This is a genomic window from Rossellomorea sedimentorum (genome assembly GCF_046237645.1).
GTDB classification, from domain to species: Bacteria; Bacillota; Bacilli; order Bacillales; family Bacillaceae_B; genus Rossellomorea; species Rossellomorea sedimentorum.
The window spans coordinates 1,008,901-1,029,720 of record NZ_CP143546.1 but is presented as its reverse complement, the minus strand read 5'-3'; the positions used below and the strand labels follow the sequence as shown (position 1 = coordinate 1,029,720).

Here is a 20,820-nt window from a genome sequence, read left to right as displayed (position 1 = left end):
TGTAGGAATCACACCTTTTTTCATACATCATTTCACCCATGCAAGCCATCTCATGTATGAATCTCACCCTTTTTCATACATCATTTCACCCTTGCAAGGCAGTTCATGTATGAATTACACCTTTTTTCATACATCACTCCCCACCAACTTCGCATTCATGTAGGAATCAGCCCCTGATTCCTACATCATTCTCTACTTTCTCCCCGTGCAGAAATAAATGCTTCAAATCAATTTAAAGCTTATATGCCAGATAATCTCGCAAAAAAAGAGCCATTTCATTCCTTAACAATGAAGAACCACCAACATTGAAAGAAATAAAATAACTCCATTCATTTAGCTGCTATTTACACTGTCACCTAAAAACGTGCTGCATCCAAGCTTACTCATAGGATACTAAACCTTTGCCTTACCTAACCCGCCTGCTCTATCTGCTTTCCTTGCTGCAACTCATACATTTGATAGTAGCGGCCCTTCAATTCCATCAGTTCATCATGTGAGCCTTTTTCCGCAATGGATCCTTTGTCCAACACGATGATCTGGTCAGCATTTTTGATAGTTGAAAGCCGATGGGCGATAATGAAGGTCGTTCGTCCTTGCTTCAGGACCTCCATCGCTTCCTGTATCATGGCCTCTGTCTCGGTGTCGATACTCGATGTCGCTTCGTCCAGGATAAGGATGGCCGGGTCGAATGCCAATGCCCTGGCAAAGGAAATCAATTGTCTTTGGCCGGAAGATAATGTGCTTCCCTTTTCGATTACAGGTTCATCATATCCGTTCTCAAGATTGTGAAATACTTTCTTGGCACCAACCGCATTCAAGGCAGCCTCTACTTTTCCCCGCGAAATCTGTGGATGGTCCAGACTCACATTTGAAGCGATCGTCCCTGTAAACAAGTAAGGGTCCTGAAGCACGATCCCCATGTGTTCACGGATTGTTTGATAAGGGATATCTTTAATATTCTGCCCGTCTATCAAGATTTCCCCTTCGTTGCAGTCATAGAATCGGAAGAGAAGGTTCATGATGGAACTTTTCCCCGATCCGGTATGGCCTACCAGTGCTACGGTCTCCCCCTGGCTGGCGGAAAACGAGATATCTTTCAAAACATACTCATTTTCCTTATATCCAAAGTAGACATTTTTAAAAGAAACATCCCCTTTGTATCGCTCCATCCTTTCATCCTCAACATTTATTCCCTCTTCTTCCAAAAGATCAAAGACTCTCTCCCCCGCTACAAGTGCCTGTTCCAAATTGGCAAGCTGATTGACGATCCCTGTCACAGGCTGGAATAAACGGTTGATGTAATCGACAAAAGCATAGAGCACACCGAGTGAAACGACTGAACCAACTCCCATGGCACTTCCTCCAAAATACCAGATGAATGCGACAAAGGTGATGTTTCTCAGTACTCCGACAAGGTTATGGGAGGTCATGGAGTTCAAACTAAGCAATTTATTCTGGTATTGATAATGGGTTTCATTCAGTTCTTCGAATTCTTCCTGCGATTTTTGCTCTCTGCGGAAAGCCTGGATAATGTTCATACCCTGAATCGATTCGTTGATCATGGCATTGATATCACTGACTTTCGTTCGGATAACTTGATTGTAATTGGATGCATACTTTCTATAAAGAATCATCCATACCGCTATGATCGGCAACAGCAGCAGACAGATGGCCGCCAGTTTTACATCCAGGATAAATAGCGCAATATAGATACCTGTGATATAAATGATGCTGGTAAAAAAAGTAGATAATACGGTAACGTAAAGTTCCCTGATAGCCTCTGTATCATTGGTGATTCTAGCCACTACCTTCCCTGCTGGCAAGTTATCAAAGTAACGGATCGGCAGCCTTTGTATATGTTCAAACACATCGGACCGCATCTTTTGTATGACACGGTTAGCCGCTTTCTTTAAATAAAACCCCTGCCCATACTGGAAGAATGATGCTGCTACAAGCAAGCCGAAGTAGAGGGCAAGCAGCATAATGATGCGCGGTATCTCCGGATGATAAAACTCGATCAGCTCGGCAGCCGATAGTTTCTCTGCATCAAAGGCTGAGGTTGAATCCCCCCTGGTTATGATCAATTGTCCATTTTCTATTGTGCGTTCCCCGGTCCCTCTAACTGGCTCGGGAATAAAATAATATTCCCTGCCGACTGAGAGGATGCGAACCTCTTCACCCTTTGTTTCGGTGTCTGTAAAATACTTTTCCCGTTTATACCAATTCCCCCTATATTGAACGGCATCTTTTCCTTCCTCTGTTTGATACCAGTTCGTTTCTATCCCGAGGATATGTTCATCAATCATTTTCTTGGCTATGAATGGTCCTGCCAAGTCTGCCGCCACTGACACAGTCAGCATCAGCAGGGCAGCAAGAATGACCTTTTTATATAACAATGCGTAATTCAATAATCGTTTTCCTACACTCATAGTTTTACCTCCTCAAACGAGGACTCCTCGATTTGCTGGCGGTCATTTTGTTCTTTATACCAGCCGCCTTTCTGCAGCAAGGCTTCATGATTACCCTCTTCAATGATCACGCCTTTATCGATGACAATAATCGAATCTGCATGTTCCACAGCAGACAGCCTGTGGGTGGTAATGATGGTGGTTTTTCCGCTTCTTTCCCGGCGGATATTATCAATGATTTTCGCCTCTGTTTTCGCATCCACCGCAGACAAGGAATCATCCAGTATAAGAATGTCAGGGTTCTTAATCAGAGCCCTGGCAATGGAGATTCTCTGCCTCTGCCCGCCTGACAGGGCCACTCCCTTTTCTCCTACAAGCGTCTGCAGGCCGTCCGGCAGCATTTCCAGGTCTTTTTTAAAATCAGCCAATTCAATCGCTTTTTCCAAGTCTGCCTCTGTGGCATTCTCGCACCCGAATAAAATGTTCTCTCTGACACTCCTCGAGAATAGTACATGATCCTGAGGAACATATCCAATCCACCCGCGGACATCTTGCAGCTTTTGCTCTTCAATCGGTACTCCATTTATAGATAGGGTTCCTTCTCCAAGCGGATATTCCCTCAGCAGCTGCTTGATGAGAGTTGTTTTTCCGCTTCCGGTCTTGCCGACAATTCCCAGTGTTTCTCCTTTTCTTAACTTCAGGTTAATGCCGCTTAAGTTATTGACCTTGGAAGAAGGATACTTGAAGTTCACTTCATCGAATCGCACGTCTTCAGGGTCCCTGACTATTTTCGGCTGGAGTGGGTCCTTGACATCTTCTTCATAGTTCAGTGTTTCCTGGACCCGATCTAGTGAAGCATTGCCTCTCTGCATGATATTAATCAGCTCTCCGACTGCAAACATCGGCCAGATCAACATACCGAGATAGACATTAAAGGACACAAGTTCGCCAAGTGTGATTGTCTGATGGAACACAAGATAGGCCCCGTATCCCAGCCCGATCAAATAACTTAAGCCGACAAGCACCTTGATCGTCGGTTCGAATAAGGAGTCGATTTTAGCCACTTCGATATTCTTGCTGTAAACCTCCTCTGTCATGCGGGCGAACTTCTCTTCCTCCGCTCTTTCCTGAACATACGCCCTGATTACGCGCACTCCGGCAATCGATTCCAAAACTTTGTCATTCAGGTCCCCGAATGCATCCTGTGCTTCTGTAAACCGTTTATGGATTCTTGCTCCATATATTTTCATCAGCCAGGCCATGAAAGGGAGCGGCAATACAGCCGCAAGTGTCAATTTCCAGCTGACGAAAAACGCCATGGTAAAAAGGATGGTCAGCATGAAGACACTTGAATCGATCAAAGTCAGTATGCCGAACCCTGCTGTGACAGAGATGGCTTTCAAGTCGTTCGTCGCCCTCGCCATCAGGTCGCCTGTTCGATTCTTCTCAAAGAAAGTGGGAGTCATTTTCAGCAAATGCCCCATGAATTTTGAACGAAGTTTCCTTTCTACGAGAAACGCTCCGCCAAACAACTGATACATCCATATATAAGTAAGAGCGTATGAAACGGTCAGAATAACAGCAAGCCAAATAAGGTATTGACTCAAGGTCCCTGTGGTCATCCCGCCGACCTGAATATCATCAATTGCCATTCCAACCAATTTTGGAGGCAGGACATCAAGAATCCCGACAAAAGTCAATAATCCGATGGCAACTGTGTATCTCTTCCAGTTTTCTTTAAAAAACCAGCTTAACTTCCCTAAAATACTAAACATCTGTGTTCACTCCTTCTTTTCCTGTTTCTCTTTGTTACTATCCGCCTTCTGTCTCCACAATGGGCATCATCATTTCAATTCTTACTTTCAACATGTTGCATTCCTCCTAAAAAATTTTATATGTGAACAGGCAATCCTGTTGGCACCAAAGATTTTGAGCAATAAAAAAAAGACATACCGCGCCAGGCAGTATGTCAGTGGACATAAAAAGGCACAGATTACAGACGTAACCTGCGCCTTATCAAAGTCGTCTCGTGATAAAGGCTTCTTAAAAGGCCGGATGGAACTCCAGACAGGTTACGTGATTCATTTCTTTTGAAAAACCAATTCTTTTGCTGATTACAATTACATTCATCACGAAACCCTCCTTTTTCAATATTTTTCTAATTCTTGATAACCTTACCATGACGGTTGGGTAGTGTCAATCACCGTTTTCGGATTATTCATGGTATTCCGGCACTTCCCTCTTTGCCTGGACAGTTTAAACCTAACCGGAATTGTACGTGTTACGCCACAACAACTGCCGTTCCATAGGCAATGATTTCAGAGGCATTCTGCATGACTGCCGAGGTTTCAAAACGGACTGTCACAATAGCATTGGCCCCCATGTGTTCAGCCTGCCTGATCATCCGTTCAACCGCCTGCTGGCGTGCCTGCTCCATCAATTCACTGTATTCACTGATCTCTCCGCCTACTATGGTTTTTAGGCTGGCGATGATATCTTTTCCTATATGTTTTGCCTGGACGGTGCTGCCTCTCACAAACCCTTTTAATTCAACAATTTCTTTTCCCGGCACTGCTTCGGTAGTGACAATAATCATTTTGATTCTCCCTCTGCTTTATTTTTCCTTAGAATTTTTCTGGCAAAGATAAAATAAAAGATAATGGGAAATGGACACTGAATTAACCCCCAGATTCCCCAAAACCAATACTTATGACCTCTCTTTCTGGCATCCGTAAATAAAAACAAACTCTGCACAAGAAGCAGGGGTGCAACAAGGACAAGCGTCAAAAGTTCTTCTTGGGTCATGTTCGGGTCACCTGTCTCATGTAAGACACTCCGCTGTATATCACGGCAGCGATAAAGGCGGCCCCTTGTATAGCGGCAAATAGGACAATGCTTTTATAAAGAGCGAAAAGGATGACACTGATCATCAGGACGGCTATTACCATAAAGACGCCCAGCTCTTTTCGATATTTATGTTTAAGCTGCGATTGCTGATTTAAGGTGAATTGTTCAAACCAATGATCGGAAGGTGTTCCATTTTCTATTTCTCTATCTATCGTTTTAAAGCTCTCATCAAAAAGGGCTTGAAGGTCGTCCCAATCATTTTTTGGCTCATGTTCTTCTTGTTTCATCCACTTTCAACTCCTTCCTCAAGCTTTTGATTCCATTATGGATGCGTGATTTCACCGTTCCTTCAGGCAGTTTGACCATATTGGCAATCTCTTCATAGGAAAAACCATAATAATGCTTCAGGACAATCGGGAGCCTTGCTTCTTCGGAAAGGGTAGACAAAGCTTCCAAAAGGGCAGTCCATTCTTCCTGCTTGGATTGCATCTCCCATTTCATCTTGCGGTAATTGATTTCTTCCTGCTGCCAGTCCCTTTCTCTCTTTCGTTTTCTCTGTAAATCAACAAACCGATTGGTCGCAATGGTCATTAGCCAAGAGGAAAATTTAGATTTTCCATTGTACAGGTGAATTTTTTCCACACATTTGGCCATCGTATCCTGTGCGAGTTCCTCCGCCAGATCACGGTTCATTGTCACCTTGACAAGATATTTTACAAGGAAAGGGTAATTCTCTTTAAAAAGAACCGCAAAAGCTTTGTGATCGCCTTTTTGGGCTTTTTTTATCAACTCTTTTTCATCCATCCCTCAAATTCCTCACTTTTTGTTCAGCTATCAGCTGATTCAACTATTAGACGTCTTACTTAGGATTTCGTTCACTTTTTATGTATTATTTTTTCACCTGACATGCTGCAGATATCTTTCCTTTTATTTTACCGTCTCCCAGATGGAAGTATGACACGTAAAAAGGGCTTCTCCAGGAAAAGCCCTCATACTGTTGCAATCGCTTCTTTTGCAGCTCCTCTGAAGCAACTCACCTTACCGTTGTCCTTAAAGATAACGGACTAAGGGTATCCTGCCTGGTCGGGCTAAGCCTTCGTTCAAGAGGAAACAACTGCAGGCTGGATATCTTCTGTTTCTTTCATAAATTTCGGCAAGATGATGGTGTAGAACCCCCCCACGACCATCAGACACCCTCCGACAATCCAATAAAGCAGCTCAATGCTCAGTAAAGCAGGGAAACTGAAGGCGATAAATCCTAATGTGATAGATTGCGACAGCATCATAAGAGGGCTGATCCAGCCTTGGACACGACCCATCATTTTGGGTTCAATGATACTTGGCATCCAGCCCCCAATTGCGATATTCACGAGCGGAAGCCCAAGCGCCGCAAAGAAGAACACTGCCAGGAACATCCAGGTAGTTGTCGCAAAAGAAGACAGGATAATGAAGCTTCCTGATATTGTAAGTCCTGCTACTATCAAGTGATGAAACTTAAACTTCTGAGTCAGCATGGACACAAGGACACTTCCTATTAGAACACCCGCACCAAAAGCACCCCCCAGCAAAATGGAATACTCTTCATAAGTTTGCGGGGCCAGCTTATACTTTAAAATGAAGATCGGCATTACCGAGAATCCGCCATTCACTATGCCAAAGACAAAGAATCCGCCGATCAGACTTAATAGAAGCTTGTGCTGAAATATATACTTCATGCCCAATTTAAAATCTCTCATGATAAAAGAAAAACTGAGATCTTTTAACTTATGAGGACCGTTTGGAAGTCTGGCTTCAATGGGTACCTGGCATTTCTTTATTAAGATGGCGCTGATGATAAAGGTCAGCGTGTCAACGATTACCGCTCCGTAAATGCCTGACATCCAATAAATCAAGATGGCGATGCCGTTTCCAAACAGCATAAACAGACTCATTACCATCTGATTCAACCCGGCTGCCGTCGAGTAATCATCTTTCGTCAGGACACCTTGCATGATCCCTTGCTCCGCAGGGAAAAAGAATTTCTGAACCGCACTCCTTAAGAAAAGAACAAAAAAGATGAAAGGCATCCAGCCGATATAGATGGCTCCCAGAAGGACTACTGATAACATTGCACTGATTGTGTCACAGTAATACGCAATTTTCTTCCGGTCCATTCGATCTGCAAACACCCCTACCAGAAAGAAGACGGCCAGGGTCGGGACTGAGTACATCATTTCCGTTAATGATGCATAAACCGGCTGCTCTGAAAACCGGTCGAGCAGGTAAAACATGAAAGCTGTAAGACCGATTACACTTCCCATATGAGAGGTGAGATTTGCGAAAAACAACTTAGTGAACGCAGGATTCTGAAATATCTCCTTAAACTTTTTCATTGTGATTTCTCCCATCCAATTATTTAACCTGCTTTTATTGTAAGAAAATGGCGGGATAAGTGTCAGAGACTTGTGATGGTTTATTTCTCCGTCTCAAGTCTGATTCGCTGTGAGACCGGCTGGAATAAAACCAGAGTGGTCCGAATAGCAAAACTCGTTTGTGCTTGCACACTTTATAGAGGTTCTGCTTCACCTTCTCTGATTGATTCCTCATAACAGTTCATCTTCTTAAATTACGTTTTTACTAGCTTTGAGTCCTCTAAATGTTGTAGACTTTATACTTTTTTGAAAGCGCCTTTTGTTTAAGGCTGTCGTATCTTACTTTTAACTACCCCTTTCTTCAACTTAAGCGTCCAACACTTCCCCTGCCCGCACTCTGTCCCTTTAAAGCGCTAAGAGGGACAGTCCCTCTTAGCGCTTTAAAGGAGTAAAGGATGTTGATTTACAGGGATTTACAATGTTTAAAGAAATATAGTGCGGGGTACTACTCTATTAAATCCGAATTTAAAGTATAAATTTTTTAACAATGATTCTATTAAACCAAAGCAGAGGTGAGTTTTCATGATTCGTACAATATTAATGATCATCGGAGCTATCGTCGTGATCGGAGCGATTCTGGCACTAATCTAATTTTCAACAAGGGATGATGGAGCAGCATTGCAAATGTACCATCATTCCTTTTTTAAATTAATTAAGTTTCTCGAACTGAGAAGCTTGGGTATAAATCATTATAAGGAAATAATCAATTCAAAAATCAGAGGTGAAAGCAGATGTTCAAGAATATTTTGCTTGCTTATGACAACAGTGATGGAAGCAGGAAAGCGGTAGAAAAAGCGGTGGAACTGCTGGCACATAACAAGGAGGCAAATTTGACTGTCGTTCACGTAACGGATGGCAGTGAATATAAAGAAGAGCAGGGCAGTGAGCAATTCACACGTTCACTGGATGTCGTCAACACCGGCTTGAGTTCCCTCGAAGCCCAGAACCTTCCACACAGCTACGATAATAAGCTTGAGGACAGACATCCGATTAAGAAGAATAAAAATGGAGATCAGTTCAAGACTGTCAGGGAAGATTTAGAATCAAGAGGCGTTCATGCAAATTATGAGTTGCTTACAGGATCGGAAGCTGACAGCATTTGCACTTATGCAAATGAGCATGAGGTGGATATCATCGTGGTAGGGAACAGCAATAAAAAAGGTATTAAGAAATGGTTCTTGGGAAGCGTAAGCGAAAAAATAACCCACAATTGTTCGAGCAGTATCTTAATCGTAAAATAAATTACATTTTAAAGAGGCTGTCTCACCAGGACCTGACACCAACAACCCTCCATGACCACTAGTAGCGTCATTGGCGGTGATGTAGTCAGGCCCCTCCTGTGACAGCCTCTTTCTCATTTAGAATCTTGCTGGGCAAGCAATTCATTCATGTGTTTTTTAGCATTTTGTTCATCAAACGTACTAAACAGGCGATAGTAATCTTCATCCAGAATCCGATAATGATGGGTGATGATGTTCTGCTGAAGAATGAATCCTCCATCTTTATTGATTTCCTTCCACCAAATCTTTCCGCCCAGCGTTTTCTCTTTACGGTAATCAACATCTTCTCTGGCTACAACTTCGATGACTTCGAGCGGTTCACCGCCTAGAGAGTTCACCAGGGTTTCACTGTTGCGAAACAGAGCACATACTGCAACTACGGTTGTCCAGCCCGCTTCCATCCGTCCTTTCTCAATTTGTACCAGTGTCTTTTTTGAGACACCAATGACGGAGGCCATTTTATCCTGTGTATATCCCGCTTCAGTCCGAATCATCTTCAATTTTTCGGATACGAGCAGAATCAATTCCTCTTTTGTCATAACACACACCTTCCAGTCAATCCATTCTATGGTGTAATTTTACACTGTTTTTATTTCCATTGCCAATTTACTTTTATCAAATAATAGTTTTTGCAACCCTGCTATAAATTTTTGTCTAATCTGATAACAACATATTGATCAATTGACCTCTTCATTCATTGATACCCTTTTTCCTTGTGCCCGTAATCTAGTTAAATAATCCTGATTACCTTGAATGAATAATCTATTTTTAGATAAAATTGAGTGTTTTTTCCAATTCCCCCTATAAAAAGTCCTTCATTCAATATATATTAAGAGTAGAGGTTTTTTGTATGTAACCATTATATGAAGATAAGATGTCCAACCCTTTCAATATAGAATATATCCGGTATTTGAGGTGAAACCATGTCTCCTGTTAAACAAGAAGTGATTCAGTTTTTTCAAAACCAAAAAGAAGAAATTCTAAAAGGGTGGGCGGAACAGCTTTCTCCCTCTGATAGTAAATTTTCAAAAGATCAAATTGTCGAAAAAGGCAGACAGGTGTATGAAGTATTCCTTGTATGCTGCCAAATGCCTCAAGTTGAATGGGATTCCTATATTCAAGCCGAAGCTTTCCAGATTGCAAAAGAACGGCTTGAAGCTGACACTAACATTGGCGAATTTGTTTACAATCTGAATCTGGGCCGTTCAGAAGCGCTTAAAAACCTTGATGGCTTGTGCAGCGAATGGGCGGAATTGCAGCGCGTTGTCAATAAGATCAACTATTTTTTCGATAAGTTCACCTATTATACAGTTTCACACTATACGCATATGAAGGATCAAATCATTAAAGAAAAAGAGGAATATATTGATTCCCATCACGAAGACAGGCTTTCACTACTCGGAAAAATGACTTCCAGTTTTGTCCATGAATTCAGAAATCCCCTGACATCCATCAATGGATTCATTCAGCTCTTAAAATCCGAAAATCCGGATTTGTCTTATTTAGATATCATTTCTCATGAACTTAATCAGCTAAACTTCAGAATTTCTCAATTTTTGCTGCTGTCAAAGAAATCAGCTGTGCACATTGAAAAAACTGATTTTTCGTTAAATGAATTAATTGAAGAAGCACTTGCTTTCCTTTATCCCAGGATTCTTGAGGTCAATGTTTCTATCAAAAAGCAGCTTGAAAAAGATTTTCTGATGAGGGGTTGGAAGGAAGAGTTCAGGCAGGTCATCATCAATATCATCTTTAATGCTATAGATGTTTTGAGTGTCAGCACAAAACAACCGAAAATCTGGATAGAATCCAAGTTGCACGACGACCTTTTCACCCTTTCCATAAGCAATAACGGAGAAAAAATTCCAGATGAAATTTTATCCAACATATTTGAACCTTTTGTCACTTCTAAGAATGAAGGTACAGGCCTGGGTCTCTTTATCTGCAAAGAAATTGTCGAGAAGCATAATGGAGAGTTAACCTGCCATTCAACTGATGAGTACACCTCCTTTGTGATAACCTTATCCGCAAGAGAATAGGACTATCTTTTTAAGTTTTAGAAAGATAGCCTGATTTCTTTGTTTCACCTTGGGAATAGATTTCAATGGTCTCAACCTTTCTACAGCCATTTTTCTCGAACACCCTTTTCATTGGCAGGTTGTCCGAATCGGTGGATCCGATATACGAATCAGCTTTCAGTTCCTGCCTCAGCGACGTCAGAGCAAATTTATGAATTATCGAACCTAACCCTAGTCCCCTGTATTCAGGGGTGATTCCAAAGTAAAAAATTCTGCCTTCCGACTCTGTATATGGCTCAATATGAGGAATGAAAAAGCCTGCATCCTCCCCTGTTTTTCTTACAATATAAATCCGGAAGTTGTCTGGTTTCACCTCAGCATAAAGCGCATCCAGCAGCCCGCTTGCTTCATCAGAATTTCCCAAAATCAAGCTTAGGCATCTTAAACTCTCTTGCAGTGTCGGTTCAGCAATGAATTCCAGGGAACTGTGAGAATCCTCTGTTACATTCATTATATTTCTATAATAAACTTCTCTTGTCTTTATCTTCCTTAATTCTAAATCTTGCAAAACTACCGAATTTGAAAAGTCAATACTGCCGGCTGGGACTACCAAGGTCACTTTCTTGTTCTCAGGATTACGTTTGAACGACTCTTTCAATATCTCAATATCTTTCTTTGTAATCCCCTCATCCATCCTATCCCATTCAAAGGTCCTGTATCCTTTTCCTTCAAGCAGCTTCCAGCCCACAGGGAACCCTCCCTCGTATTTATCATGCTATCAGCATAACTCATAGGGAAAGATGTTCCAATTAATTTCTACCGTTTAATGAGTAATCCTCTTTATGACGGGTATTAATTAATAACTCAACTTAACAAGAAAGGACTTCTTAAGAATGGCACAAAACGAAATATACTTTTTGTCTCCAAATCACCAGCGCAGCCTGATGGCAGAGGGATGGGCACAAAAAACAGATATTTCCGGTTGGAAGTTCAACAGTGGGGGATGGGCCGATGCCAGAACCAATCTATTCAGTGTTGAAGCGATGAAAGAACTCTGCATCGATATTTCTGAGAAACAGAAGAAAAGAGCAGATCCCCAAGAACTGGACGAAGCTTCTGTTATCATTGCTATACATGATTTTGAAGAAGATCATGAATTTGAAATTCCGGATGCTTGTATAAATAAAGTCGTTCATTGGAATTTGCCCAATCCTGAAAAAAGAGCGAAAACCCCCATTGAAGAATGGGTGATTTATCAGGAAGTTTGTGATTCGCTTGCCATTAAGGTTAAAAGCCTAAAAGATGTTTTGAATACGATTATATAAAAAACCACCTTGTCGCATGTGACCTGGTGGCTTTCTTTTTGGGTAGAAAGTTATTGGCAGGGCTTCGTAAGATTGGAGGTAAAAAAGGAATGGGTAAGCTGTTTTCCTGTCCCCCCACAGGCTGCCTGAAGCGCCAGCTCCTGCAATTTCACACCTCTTATGTCTGTTAAGTAAAATACTCCAGCTTCGCATCCGGGAAGAACTTTTCCATATATCCATATAAATGATCCTTAATATCCTGTTCTTCATCCTTTTGATAGATATACTTCCCTATACCATATTTACCCCATTTATATCTTCTTTGATTCTCATCCAGCTCAAGCTTTGTCATCGGATAATTCTTCTCGATGACCCGCTTGGCAGGCTTTGTAAAACGGTGCTGGATAAATTCAAAGGTCAAATCTTTTTTCGCATAATCAGGCAGCTCGGCATCCAGGCGCTCAAACATATGATGATATCCTTCTTCCCATCCCTCATGAAGATATATCGGGGCCACAATGAAGCCCAACGGATAGCCGGCTCTCGCTACCTTACCTGCCGCTTCAATCCTTTTATCAAGCGGAGACGTTCCCGGTTCAAAATTTTTAATAACATAATTGGCGTTCACACTGAAACGGAACCTTGTTTTTCCATTATGCTTGGCATCCAGCAAATGATCGACATGGTGAAACTTCGTCACAAACCTCAGCTTTCCATATTGGGATTCACCAAAATGCTCGATTGCTCTCTTCAGCGAGTGGGTCAAGTGGTCGACTCCGACTATATCGGATGTACAGGCTGCCTCGAATCTTGTAAATTCAGGTGCTCTTTCCTTCATATAATTATCAGCTGCTTCAAGAATTTCATCAACGTTTACATACGTCCTTATGTACGGCTTGCTGCCCATGGTTGTTTGAAGATAACAATAATGGCAGTGTCCCATACAGCCAGTTGCAAATGGAATCGCATATTCTGCAGAAGGCTTGGATGTATCAAATTTCAATGTTTTCCGCACCCCCACCACCAAAGTCGATTTGGCGACACGGTACTTTTGAAAATGATTGTCTCCCGGGAGATTCCGGACCTGGTTATGGGAGGTGGTTTCACGGATTTCGATACCCAATTTCTCGAACTTCTCTTTTAATTGTTTACCAAGCGGATATTCAAGCGCGCCCGGCTCAATGTATACTAATTGAGGCATAAATGGTTTAATCATGTGCCCACCACCTATATTTCGCCAAAATAGCCCATGTATGCCTGTTCAGCCTGCTCGGCCGTCTGGTACACTGCTATTTCATCAGTCAACGGATAGTAGGTTTCGTATAAGAACAATGCAAGCTGCGAAGGGTCCTCCGGGTTGTGAACAACGGCGGCTTCCTGTACGTTAGCCACACTTTGCGTATGGGGGTTCCGGTAGATGACATAAACCACATCCCCCGCACGGTAAGGAGTCAACTCATTATTCAGCTCCATATAAAAACATCCTTTCCATTAAACAGTATGTATTCAGTTTCCCTGAACACAGGACGTTTTATAGATGGGTTTTTATGGTTATGTTTTTTTTTACAGGCTGCTGCACTTGTCATATGCCTCCATTTCAATAAAAGCAACTCACGGGCATGGAATCCAGAGAAGCATGCTGCCCAGTACTCACAGCTTGTTTTAGACACCTGCATAAAATGCGCCGTTTAGGTCCAACACAGGTGAATATTCCGGGGGCTGGGTTACGTTCAAGTGGAGACCTAGATTCGGAAATTTAAACTGCACGTGGTAAAAAAGTTATTCAAAGAGGTTAATTTTATGATAATAAAAGGTTGTATTCGTATAAGTTGTTGCTATCGGAAAAATCCAAAGGTCCGGATTTTTCCCTCGGGTCCAAAGGCTTAACTAACTGAACAAGGTGATTAGCTCTTTTCTTTCTTATTTACCAGGATAATTTCGGTGGATTATCATTATATCTCATGAACTTCATAGTAAATAGCAACAACGTTTTAGAAAAGAGCCTAATAAAAAGCCCTCCCCAAAAGGAACAGGCTTAAATTTCATAAAGCAGTTTCGTGTTGTCCAATAGTACCTTATAGACATCCTCAACAGATTCTCCTTTAATCTGGGCCAGCTTTCTCACCATTTCGTGAATCATGCCCGGTTGTGTCATTCTTTCTGTAAAAGGCCCTTCAAATCTCCAAGGACCATCCGTTTCGACAAGGATGCGGTGAAGAGGATAAGCATCTGCAATGCTCATTATCTCTTCTTCATATAAAATATCCGGGGTGACTGATAGATAATAACCGTTATCCTTCATTCTCTCCATTGTCTTTGGAGATCCCTTAAACCAGTGGAAATGCGCTTTTCGCACAGATGCCCGTTCAAGCATGGAAATCGCTGAATCCGCATCTTCATATATCGCATGCAGGATGATCGGTTTATCCAATTCCGCCGCCTCGCTGATAGACAACTCAAGTATCTCTTCATACGGAGCAAGATTCAATTGGGGATGCTCCTGCCTTAAATAATAAGGCAGTCCAACTTCACCAATCGCCGTCATTGTATCTTTATGCTGCCTAATGAATGACAGGATGTCTTGGACTTCTTCGCAAGATGGTACCTGCTGCTCCGGATGGTATCCATAAGCCGGTTTGATCTTGCCATCCATTCTGGACAACCGCAGATTTTCATAACAGGATTTCAAATGAAAAGATACCGAGACCATTGCCAGGACATTATTCTCCCTGCAGTCAGACAAAATTCTCTTCTGTTCAGATGGCTGATACATATCCAAATGAATATGAGAATCTATGATTGGCCCTTTCACCGTCTTATCCATGGACAATCAGCTCTTCATATATCGTTTTTTTACATCGAAGGAACTCTTCGCTCAGTACCAAGTCCTCATTCCTCGGCCTTGAAAACGGGACTGTGAATTCCTTCTTTATTGATGCTGGCCTTTGAGACAGCACAATCAGTCTATCTGAAAGAAATAGTGCTTCTTCAATATTGTGAGTCACAAAGATGATGCTTTTCTTGTTTTCTTCCCAGATGGATAGAAGCCACTTTTGCATGGCCAGGCGAGTGAATTCATCCAAGGCAGAAAATGGTTCATCCAGGCATATGATCGGCTGTGGACTGAGCAGTGCCCGGATAAAGGCAACCCTTTGTTTCATCCCGCCGGATAATTCATGGGGATATGACTTTTCATACCCTTTCAAACCGGCTCTTTCAATCATTCTCAGGGCACCTTCCCTGTCTTTTTTTCCAGACAACTCCTGCCCAAGGAGGACATTTTCTTCGACGGTTCTCCATGGAAAAAGCGAAGGGGCTTGCGGCATATAACTTATGTAGCCTCTTCGCCCGTTGATATTCTCGCCATCAATCTGAATAGAACCCTTTTCTGGAGAAAACAGGCCCCCGATCAAATGAAACAAGGTACTTTTCCCGCTTCCGGAAGGCCCCAGTATGGATAAAAATTCCCCGTCTCCGACTGTAAGGGAGAGGTCATCTAGTATGAGCTGTCCATCGAAGGATTTATCCAAGTTATCGATTCTCAACTTTTCCACTTTTCTCTTCTCCTTTCGGACGCCACTTAATCAGCCATTTTTCCAGTCCGATAATGAGGGCAAAGAATACCAAACTTAATAACATGATCGCAAAAATAGCAACAAACACCCGGTCGGTCCTGAATGAAGACGATGCAAGGGTCATGAAGACACCGATCCCCTGCTTCGCTCCCAGCCATTCAGAAATGACCGCCCCCATCACACTGTAGGTCGCTGAAATCTTCAGTCCTGAAAAAATGGAAGGAAGGGCGTGCGGCCATTCCAGCTTCCGAAATATCTGCATCTTACTTGCACCAGCCATTTGCATATAATGCTTCAGCTCATTGCCCGTTTGCCTGAAACCATCCAACGCAGCGACAGCGACAGGAAAAAAACAGACGAGTGTGATGACAATCATCTTGGGCAGCAGCCCGAATCCAAACCAGACAACCAGTAATGGCGCCAGGACAATAATCGGGATATTCTGTGACAAGATGAGAAGCGGGTAAACTGACTCCCTTAATACCGGCACTAGGTGAAGCCCCACGGCCACCAGCAATCCAATTCCGCAGCCTATCAAGAACCCTAGAAGTGTCAAGTAAACGGTTGAAATCAAATGCCCCTGGAAGTTCGACCATACAGCGAGAGATTCACTCACGATACGTGAAGGTGCAGGGAGCAGCCATGCCGGAATATCCGCCAGCCTTGCACTGACTTCCCAAATAATGAACAAGAGGATGATGACCACGGTAGGCCGCCATCCTCGTTGAAGGAATCTATTCATCGATATTTCTCCGTTAATTGTCCCATCGAAATCCCGCTTGGCTGGTAAAGAATTTTCACTTGTGAGATGACATTGCTGCTTCCCATTTCAATCATTTTCTCATTCATTTTTTCGATTAATCTCATTAATTCCGGGAGGTTTCCCTCCATGGTTGTTTCCAGAGGGTTAACTTGGTATTTAACACCGGAATCCTCAATGACTGCGATGGCTGCATCAACATACGGAATAACATCTTCGCCATTGGGAGTTTTCGGTAGAATTTGAACACTGATTAAACTGTTTTCCATTTCAAGGACCACCTTCTTATTCTGGCAAAAATTCATTCGTAAACGCTTGTTCCGCGTCTAATTCTGCTTCAAGAAGTTCATTTTCAAACATCCAGTCGGCATAGTTTTCCCAGATTTCAAGTTTTTGTTCTCCCCATCTTGGAGCATCATCCGTATATTTGGATGCAAGCCAATCCTGGCTTTTCTTCACAAGCTCCTCATCCAGATCCGGTACAGCATCAATCAGGACCTGGGCTGCTTCTGCAGGATTATCGATGGCAAAATTATACCCTTTTGATACGGCAGCAAGGAATGCTTCCACTGTTTCAGGGTCATCAGAAATCATTTTTTCATTCGTTGTCAGGACCGGAGTATAATAATCCAGTTTTTCTGAGTAGTCTGTTAGGTAAATCATATTGATATCTTCGTTTCTGAGCTCGGCTTCAATCCCTGTCCAGCCATAATAGATCCAGGCAAAGTCAATATCCCGCTGTACAGCTGTAAAGAAATCGCTGTCGCCCATATTGACAAAATCCACTTTCGCCACATCAGCATTTTCCTGCTTCATGATTGCAGCCATAACCGCTTCTTCAACCGGCGAGCCCCAGCCGCCATAGGTCTTTCCTTCGAAGTCTTTGGGTGATTGGATATTCGTGTCTGCAGGTGAGGCAAATCCGGACGTATTATGCTGGATGACTGCTGCTATGGATACAAGCGGGACATCCTGTATTCTTGCCTGTGTAACCCCTTCCTGGTAGCCGACCCCGAATTCTGCCTTACCTGAAGCAACAATGGAATCTGCTCCCGCTTCACCAGGCATGATAATTTCAACATTCAGGCCTTCTTCTTCAAAGTACCCTTTTTCCTTCGCAACATACAAACCTGTATGATTTGTATTCGGTGTCCAATCCAGTACTACAGATACTTCTTTCAGTGTTTCCCCTGTACCGTTTTCTTCCTGGCCGGCATTGTTATTCTGGCCGCATCCGGCGATCAAAACAGCTGACAATAAGGCTAACATTGCTTTTTTCATTAAAAGGTTCCTCCTGTGTGTTAAAAAGTTTGCGAGTGATATAGAACCCGTTCGGTTACTTCATTAGGAAGCCTCTCCGCCCATTCCCTAAATATAAAAGCGCAAGCGCCTTGTTCAGCCCCGACAGGCAAATGTTCCGAAGAGAAAAAAAGGCGATTTTTCCTTTTATTCTCTTCGGGTTATTTTTGCGGCTGGGCGCCGAAGCTGGATGTGGATTACAAAGTTAAAAGTTATCCGAATGGGGCAATTCTATAATTTCCTAATCAATAAAAAAACGTCCCGGAACGATGCCGGGACGCATATTGAAAACAGATTTACCGTTTAGAATATGTTCCCTACGCTGGTCTAAGCCAGATCAGGTTCCAAGGGTCAGTATCTAAATAAGGATACAATCTCAACCAGCTCCACTGGTCCCCCCACTATTCTCGCATATTTAATTCATTTCCAACCTCTACTCTGACATAAACGTCCCTATATTTCAAGTAATTTCGCCTTTTTACTTTACCACTTTAAAGCACTAAGAGGGACTGTCCCTCTTAGTGCTTTAAAGTGATGAAGTGCACCAAGCCCTCATGTTTTGAAGAATAGCTGTTACAAGCTATAATTTGATATGAAGCGAAATTACGAGGAGGATACAGATGGAAAGAATTCAGCTTGCAAACGACCTTACATTTTCAAGATTCATCCATGGCCTTTGGCGCCTGTCCAATTGGAACCAGACAAAAGAAGAAACATTGAAATTGATCGAAGAAGTGCTCGAAACCGGCATTACAACCTTTGATCATGCCGATATATATGGAAGCTATACGTGTGAACAGCTATTCGGTGATGCCCTGGCATTAAAGCCTTCATTAAGAGAGAAAATGGAGATCGTCACCAAATGCGGCATTGTACTGCCTTCCAAGAACCGCCCGGAACACAAAACGCACCATTATAATACCAGCAAGGAACATATCATAGAATCAACGGAAAATTCTTTAAAGAGCTTGAAAACAGATTACATAGATGTGCTGCTCATTCATCGTCCGGATCCATTCATGGACCCTGAACAAACAGCAGATGCTTTTAATCAGCTGCATCGAGAAGGAAAAGTGCGCTACTTCGGTGTGTCAAACTTTAAGGATCATCAGTTCAGCATGCTTCAGTCCTACCTGGATTTTGCGCTGATCACCAATCAGATTGAATTATCGCCGTACGAGCTTGAAAATTTTGAAGACGGCACGTTGAATCATTCGCTGCAAAACAGAATTCCGCCTATGGCATGGTCCCCATTAGCGGGAGGAAAGATTTTCTCAAGCAATGATGATAAAGCAGTCCGACTGCGAAGCACATTGGAAAAAATCCGCGAAGAGAAGAACGCTGCAGGCATTGATCAAATCATATATGCATGGCTGCTTAACCACCCTTCCCGTATAATGCCGATTATCGGATCAGGCAACATTGACCGAATTCAATCAGCTGTGGACTCTCTTGATATTAAATTGAACCATGACCAATGGTTTGAAATCTTGCAAAGCTCCATGGGACATGATGTTCCTTAAAAAGTTCTCATAAAAAAGAATCCTGCAGCCTGCAGGATTCTTTTTAGGTTTATAGAAAAGACATGTTTATCAGACATACCCTTTCTCATTGAGTCCATTTCCAAGCACATTGCTTAATGAATTCTCGACATAATGGGTCAGGTACTCTTTTTGAAGTTCATTTTTACTCAATTCATAGAGCTGTTTATCGGAAATTTTATAAATTCCTATCCTAAGTAATTGTTTAATATAAAAGTCTTCTGATGTATTTTTATTTCTCTGTTGCACGGTTAATCCCTCCGAGAAGAGTATACCCGCTTTTCTATATTTCTAACCTAAGTCTATTGTTTTTATAAAGTTGTTTGTCTGATGGGGAGAGTGATGGAAACCGTTGTCCCCTCTCCTTCTTTACTCTCATACCGAATCGTACCATTATGTTCTTCAATGATTTTAAAGCTCACCATTAATCCAAGGCCATTGCCATCTGTCTTAGTCGTATGGAATGGGGTGCCGAGCTGTTCAAAATCGTCTTTCGATATTCCGTCACCTTGATCTTTAACGTATAAGAGTATCATATCCGGCTCACCCATTTCTGCCTTGATAATGACCTCACCGCCTGCAGGCATAGCTTCCATTGCATTTTTGATAAGATTAATTAACACCTGCTTTAGATGTTTCGCATCACAATCAATACGCGGAAGACCCGGCTCAACAGCCCTGAATATTTGAATATTCTGGTTTTGGACATCATTCTCCATCACCTTTGCAACATATTCAATGATTTCATGTATATCATGGCTTTCAAAGTTCAACCCTCTTGGTTTCCCAATCACCAGCAAATCATCGAGCAAAGATGTAATTCTTTCAATTTCATTCGTCATTATCGTGTAGTACTCACTATCCTAGGGGTGCTTCTCTTGCTGCAGTTGAGTAAACCCCTTCAAGGAAGCCAGTGGGTTCCTTACCTCGTGGCTGATCGAGGCTGCAAACCTGCCGACCGCAGCAAGTTTTTCTTTTTCGCGTAGCTGGTCGTTTATTTTTGTTCTTGCCACTAAATTTGAATAAAATCGATTCAATAAAATAAATGACAGTAACGAAAAGATACTGTAAAGGAAAATTGCGAACATAACTGTGCTGTCTTGCAAAACGATGCCGATAAAAGCATATTTAAAAATAAGGCCTAGAAAAGTAACCCAGAAAAACTTTTTATTGATAATTAATGGAGAAAATAATATAAATACAAGTTCGACAGCATTTCCTATTTCAAAATTATTTGCTGTACTAGAGTAAATTAAAAGCTATTGATGATATCTATTAATATGAAGCCACACAGGTATAAATACTTTACTAAGTATACCCTTCCTTTCCTTGTAAAATAAAAAACCAAAGGAATCAAAAGCCTTTTAGCAACAGAAA

General features: G+C 42.2%; 23 protein-coding genes, 1 pseudogene and 1 riboswitch. Of the genes and pseudogenes, 4 read left to right on the top strand and 20 right to left on the bottom strand.

Annotation, left to right across the window (positions count from 1 at the left end; all coding sequences use genetic code 11):
- Positions 1-410 precede the first annotated feature (410 nt).
- The 7 genes from V1502_RS05045 to V1502_RS05015 form a co-directional block, all read right to left on the bottom strand.
- The gene (locus V1502_RS05045) at positions 411-2,429 is read right to left on the bottom strand and encodes an ABC transporter ATP-binding protein (RefSeq protein WP_409253285.1); all 2,019 of its coding nucleotides are present in this window, start codon (positions 2,427-2,429) and stop codon (positions 411-413) included.
- The gene (locus V1502_RS05040) at positions 2,426-4,183 is read right to left on the bottom strand and encodes an ABC transporter ATP-binding protein (RefSeq protein WP_409253284.1); all 1,758 of its coding nucleotides are present in this window, start codon (positions 4,181-4,183) and stop codon (positions 2,426-2,428) included. Before V1502_RS05040 ends, V1502_RS05045 begins: the two co-directional genes overlap by 4 nt.
- 506 nt (positions 4,184-4,689) lie before the next feature.
- Positions 4,690-5,004 carry a YbjQ family protein gene (locus tag V1502_RS05035; protein WP_409253283.1) on the bottom strand — a complete coding sequence of 105 codons (315 nt, stop codon included), beginning with the start codon at positions 5,002-5,004 and terminating at the stop codon, positions 4,690-4,692.
- The gene (locus V1502_RS05030; RefSeq protein WP_409253282.1) at positions 5,001-5,213 is read right to left on the bottom strand and encodes a sigmaY antisigma factor component; all 213 of its coding nucleotides are present in this window, start codon (positions 5,211-5,213) and stop codon (positions 5,001-5,003) included. Before V1502_RS05030 ends, V1502_RS05035 begins: the two co-directional genes overlap by 4 nt.
- The gene (locus tag V1502_RS05025; RefSeq protein WP_409253281.1) at positions 5,210-5,542 is read right to left on the bottom strand and encodes a YxlC family protein; all 333 of its coding nucleotides are present in this window, start codon (positions 5,540-5,542) and stop codon (positions 5,210-5,212) included. Before V1502_RS05025 ends, V1502_RS05030 begins: the two co-directional genes overlap by 4 nt.
- Positions 5,523-6,059, bottom strand: coding sequence for an RNA polymerase sigma factor SigY (gene sigY / locus V1502_RS05020; RefSeq protein ID WP_409253280.1), 537 nt, complete (start codon positions 6,057-6,059; stop codon positions 5,523-5,525). The genes V1502_RS05025 and sigY overlap by 20 nt, the downstream gene beginning before the upstream one ends.
- A gap of 296 nt (positions 6,060-6,355) precedes the next feature.
- Positions 6,356-7,627: an MFS transporter gene (locus tag V1502_RS05015; protein ID WP_409253279.1), complete on the bottom strand. Its 1,272-nt coding sequence runs from the start codon at positions 7,625-7,627 to the stop codon at positions 6,356-6,358.
- Positions 7,628-8,397: 770 nt separating this feature from the next.
- On the opposite strand from V1502_RS05015, the gene V1502_RS05010 reads away from it, so the two are divergent.
- A complete protein-coding gene (locus V1502_RS05010; RefSeq protein ID WP_409253278.1) occupies positions 8,398-8,907 on the top strand; it encodes a universal stress protein in 510 nt (169 codons plus the stop codon).
- 113 nt (positions 8,908-9,020) lie between these two features.
- Here the strand turns inward: V1502_RS05010 and V1502_RS05005 are convergent, their stop codons facing one another.
- Positions 9,021-9,485 carry a helix-turn-helix transcriptional regulator gene (locus tag V1502_RS05005; protein WP_409253277.1) on the bottom strand — a complete coding sequence of 155 codons (465 nt, stop codon included), beginning with the start codon at positions 9,483-9,485 and terminating at the stop codon, positions 9,021-9,023.
- A gap of 384 nt (positions 9,486-9,869) precedes the next feature.
- Between V1502_RS05005 and V1502_RS05000 the strand changes: the two genes are divergently transcribed.
- On the top strand, positions 9,870-10,985 hold the full coding sequence (locus V1502_RS05000; protein ID WP_409253276.1) for a histidine kinase N-terminal domain-containing protein: 1,116 nt from the start codon (positions 9,870-9,872) through the stop codon (positions 10,983-10,985).
- 10 nt (positions 10,986-10,995) lie between these two features.
- Here V1502_RS05000 and V1502_RS04995 read toward each other — a convergent pair whose 3' ends face one another.
- On the bottom strand, positions 10,996-11,712 hold the full coding sequence (locus V1502_RS04995) for a GNAT family N-acetyltransferase (protein ID WP_409253275.1): 717 nt from the start codon (positions 11,710-11,712) through the stop codon (positions 10,996-10,998).
- Positions 11,713-11,857: 145 nt separating this feature from the next.
- Here V1502_RS04995 and V1502_RS04990 point away from each other — a divergent pair, with 145 nt between their 5' ends.
- Positions 11,858-12,289 (top strand): hypothetical protein, encoded by a 432-nt coding sequence (locus tag V1502_RS04990; protein ID WP_409253274.1) that lies wholly within the window; start codon positions 11,858-11,860, stop codon positions 12,287-12,289.
- Between the two features lie 166 nt (positions 12,290-12,455).
- Here V1502_RS04990 and splB read toward each other — a convergent pair whose 3' ends face one another.
- From splB to V1502_RS04955, 7 genes are all read right to left on the bottom strand, one after another.
- Positions 12,456-13,484 (bottom strand): spore photoproduct lyase, encoded by a 1,029-nt coding sequence (splB, locus tag V1502_RS04985; RefSeq protein ID WP_409253273.1) that lies wholly within the window; start codon positions 13,482-13,484, stop codon positions 12,456-12,458.
- Between the two features lie 11 nt (positions 13,485-13,495).
- Entirely contained in the window at positions 13,496-13,741 is a 246-nt protein-coding gene (locus V1502_RS04980; protein ID WP_409253272.1) for a transcriptional regulator SplA domain-containing protein, read from the bottom strand.
- Between the two features lie 562 nt (positions 13,742-14,303).
- Positions 14,304-15,092 carry a TatD family hydrolase gene (locus V1502_RS04975; RefSeq protein ID WP_409253271.1) on the bottom strand — a complete coding sequence of 263 codons (789 nt, stop codon included), beginning with the start codon at positions 15,090-15,092 and terminating at the stop codon, positions 14,304-14,306.
- Positions 15,085-15,822: an ABC transporter ATP-binding protein gene (locus V1502_RS04970; protein WP_409253270.1), complete on the bottom strand. Its 738-nt coding sequence runs from the start codon at positions 15,820-15,822 to the stop codon at positions 15,085-15,087. The genes V1502_RS04975 and V1502_RS04970 overlap by 8 nt, the downstream gene beginning before the upstream one ends.
- Positions 15,800-16,585 (bottom strand): ABC transporter permease, encoded by a 786-nt coding sequence (locus V1502_RS04965; RefSeq protein WP_409253269.1) that lies wholly within the window; start codon positions 16,583-16,585, stop codon positions 15,800-15,802. Before V1502_RS04965 ends, V1502_RS04970 begins: the two co-directional genes overlap by 23 nt.
- Positions 16,582-16,872, bottom strand: coding sequence for an MTH1187 family thiamine-binding protein (locus tag V1502_RS04960; protein WP_409253268.1), 291 nt, complete (start codon positions 16,870-16,872; stop codon positions 16,582-16,584). The genes V1502_RS04965 and V1502_RS04960 overlap by 4 nt, the downstream gene beginning before the upstream one ends.
- A gap of 16 nt (positions 16,873-16,888) precedes the next feature.
- Entirely contained in the window at positions 16,889-17,884 is a 996-nt protein-coding gene (locus V1502_RS04955; protein ID WP_409253267.1) for an ABC transporter substrate-binding protein, read from the bottom strand.
- 315 nt (positions 17,885-18,199) lie between these two features.
- A riboswitch (TPP riboswitch) is annotated at positions 18,200-18,312 on the bottom strand.
- A 210-nt stretch (positions 18,313-18,522) separates the two neighbouring features.
- On the opposite strand from V1502_RS04955, the gene V1502_RS04950 reads away from it, so the two are divergent.
- Complete coding sequence (locus tag V1502_RS04950) at positions 18,523-19,425, top strand: aldo/keto reductase family oxidoreductase (protein ID WP_409253266.1); 903 nt, start codon at positions 18,523-18,525, stop codon at positions 19,423-19,425.
- Positions 19,426-19,494: 69 nt separating this feature from the next.
- Here the strand turns inward: V1502_RS04950 and V1502_RS04945 are convergent, their stop codons facing one another.
- The 4 genes and pseudogenes from V1502_RS04945 to V1502_RS04930 form a co-directional block, all read right to left on the bottom strand.
- Positions 19,495-19,692, bottom strand: coding sequence for a Fur-regulated basic protein FbpA (locus V1502_RS04945; protein WP_409253265.1), 198 nt, complete (start codon positions 19,690-19,692; stop codon positions 19,495-19,497).
- Between the two features lie 62 nt (positions 19,693-19,754).
- Positions 19,755-20,285: an ATP-binding protein gene (locus V1502_RS04940; RefSeq protein WP_409253264.1), complete on the bottom strand. Its 531-nt coding sequence runs from the start codon at positions 20,283-20,285 to the stop codon at positions 19,755-19,757.
- 21 nt (positions 20,286-20,306) lie between these two features.
- A complete protein-coding gene (locus V1502_RS04935; RefSeq protein ID WP_409253263.1) occupies positions 20,307-20,531 on the bottom strand; it encodes a histidine kinase dimerization/phospho-acceptor domain-containing protein in 225 nt (74 codons plus the stop codon).
- A 6-nt stretch (positions 20,532-20,537) separates the two neighbouring features.
- Positions 20,538-20,639 (bottom strand): annotated as a pseudogene (locus V1502_RS04930) (sensor histidine kinase); the annotation flags it as partial.
- Positions 20,640-20,820: the final 181 nt, after the last annotated feature.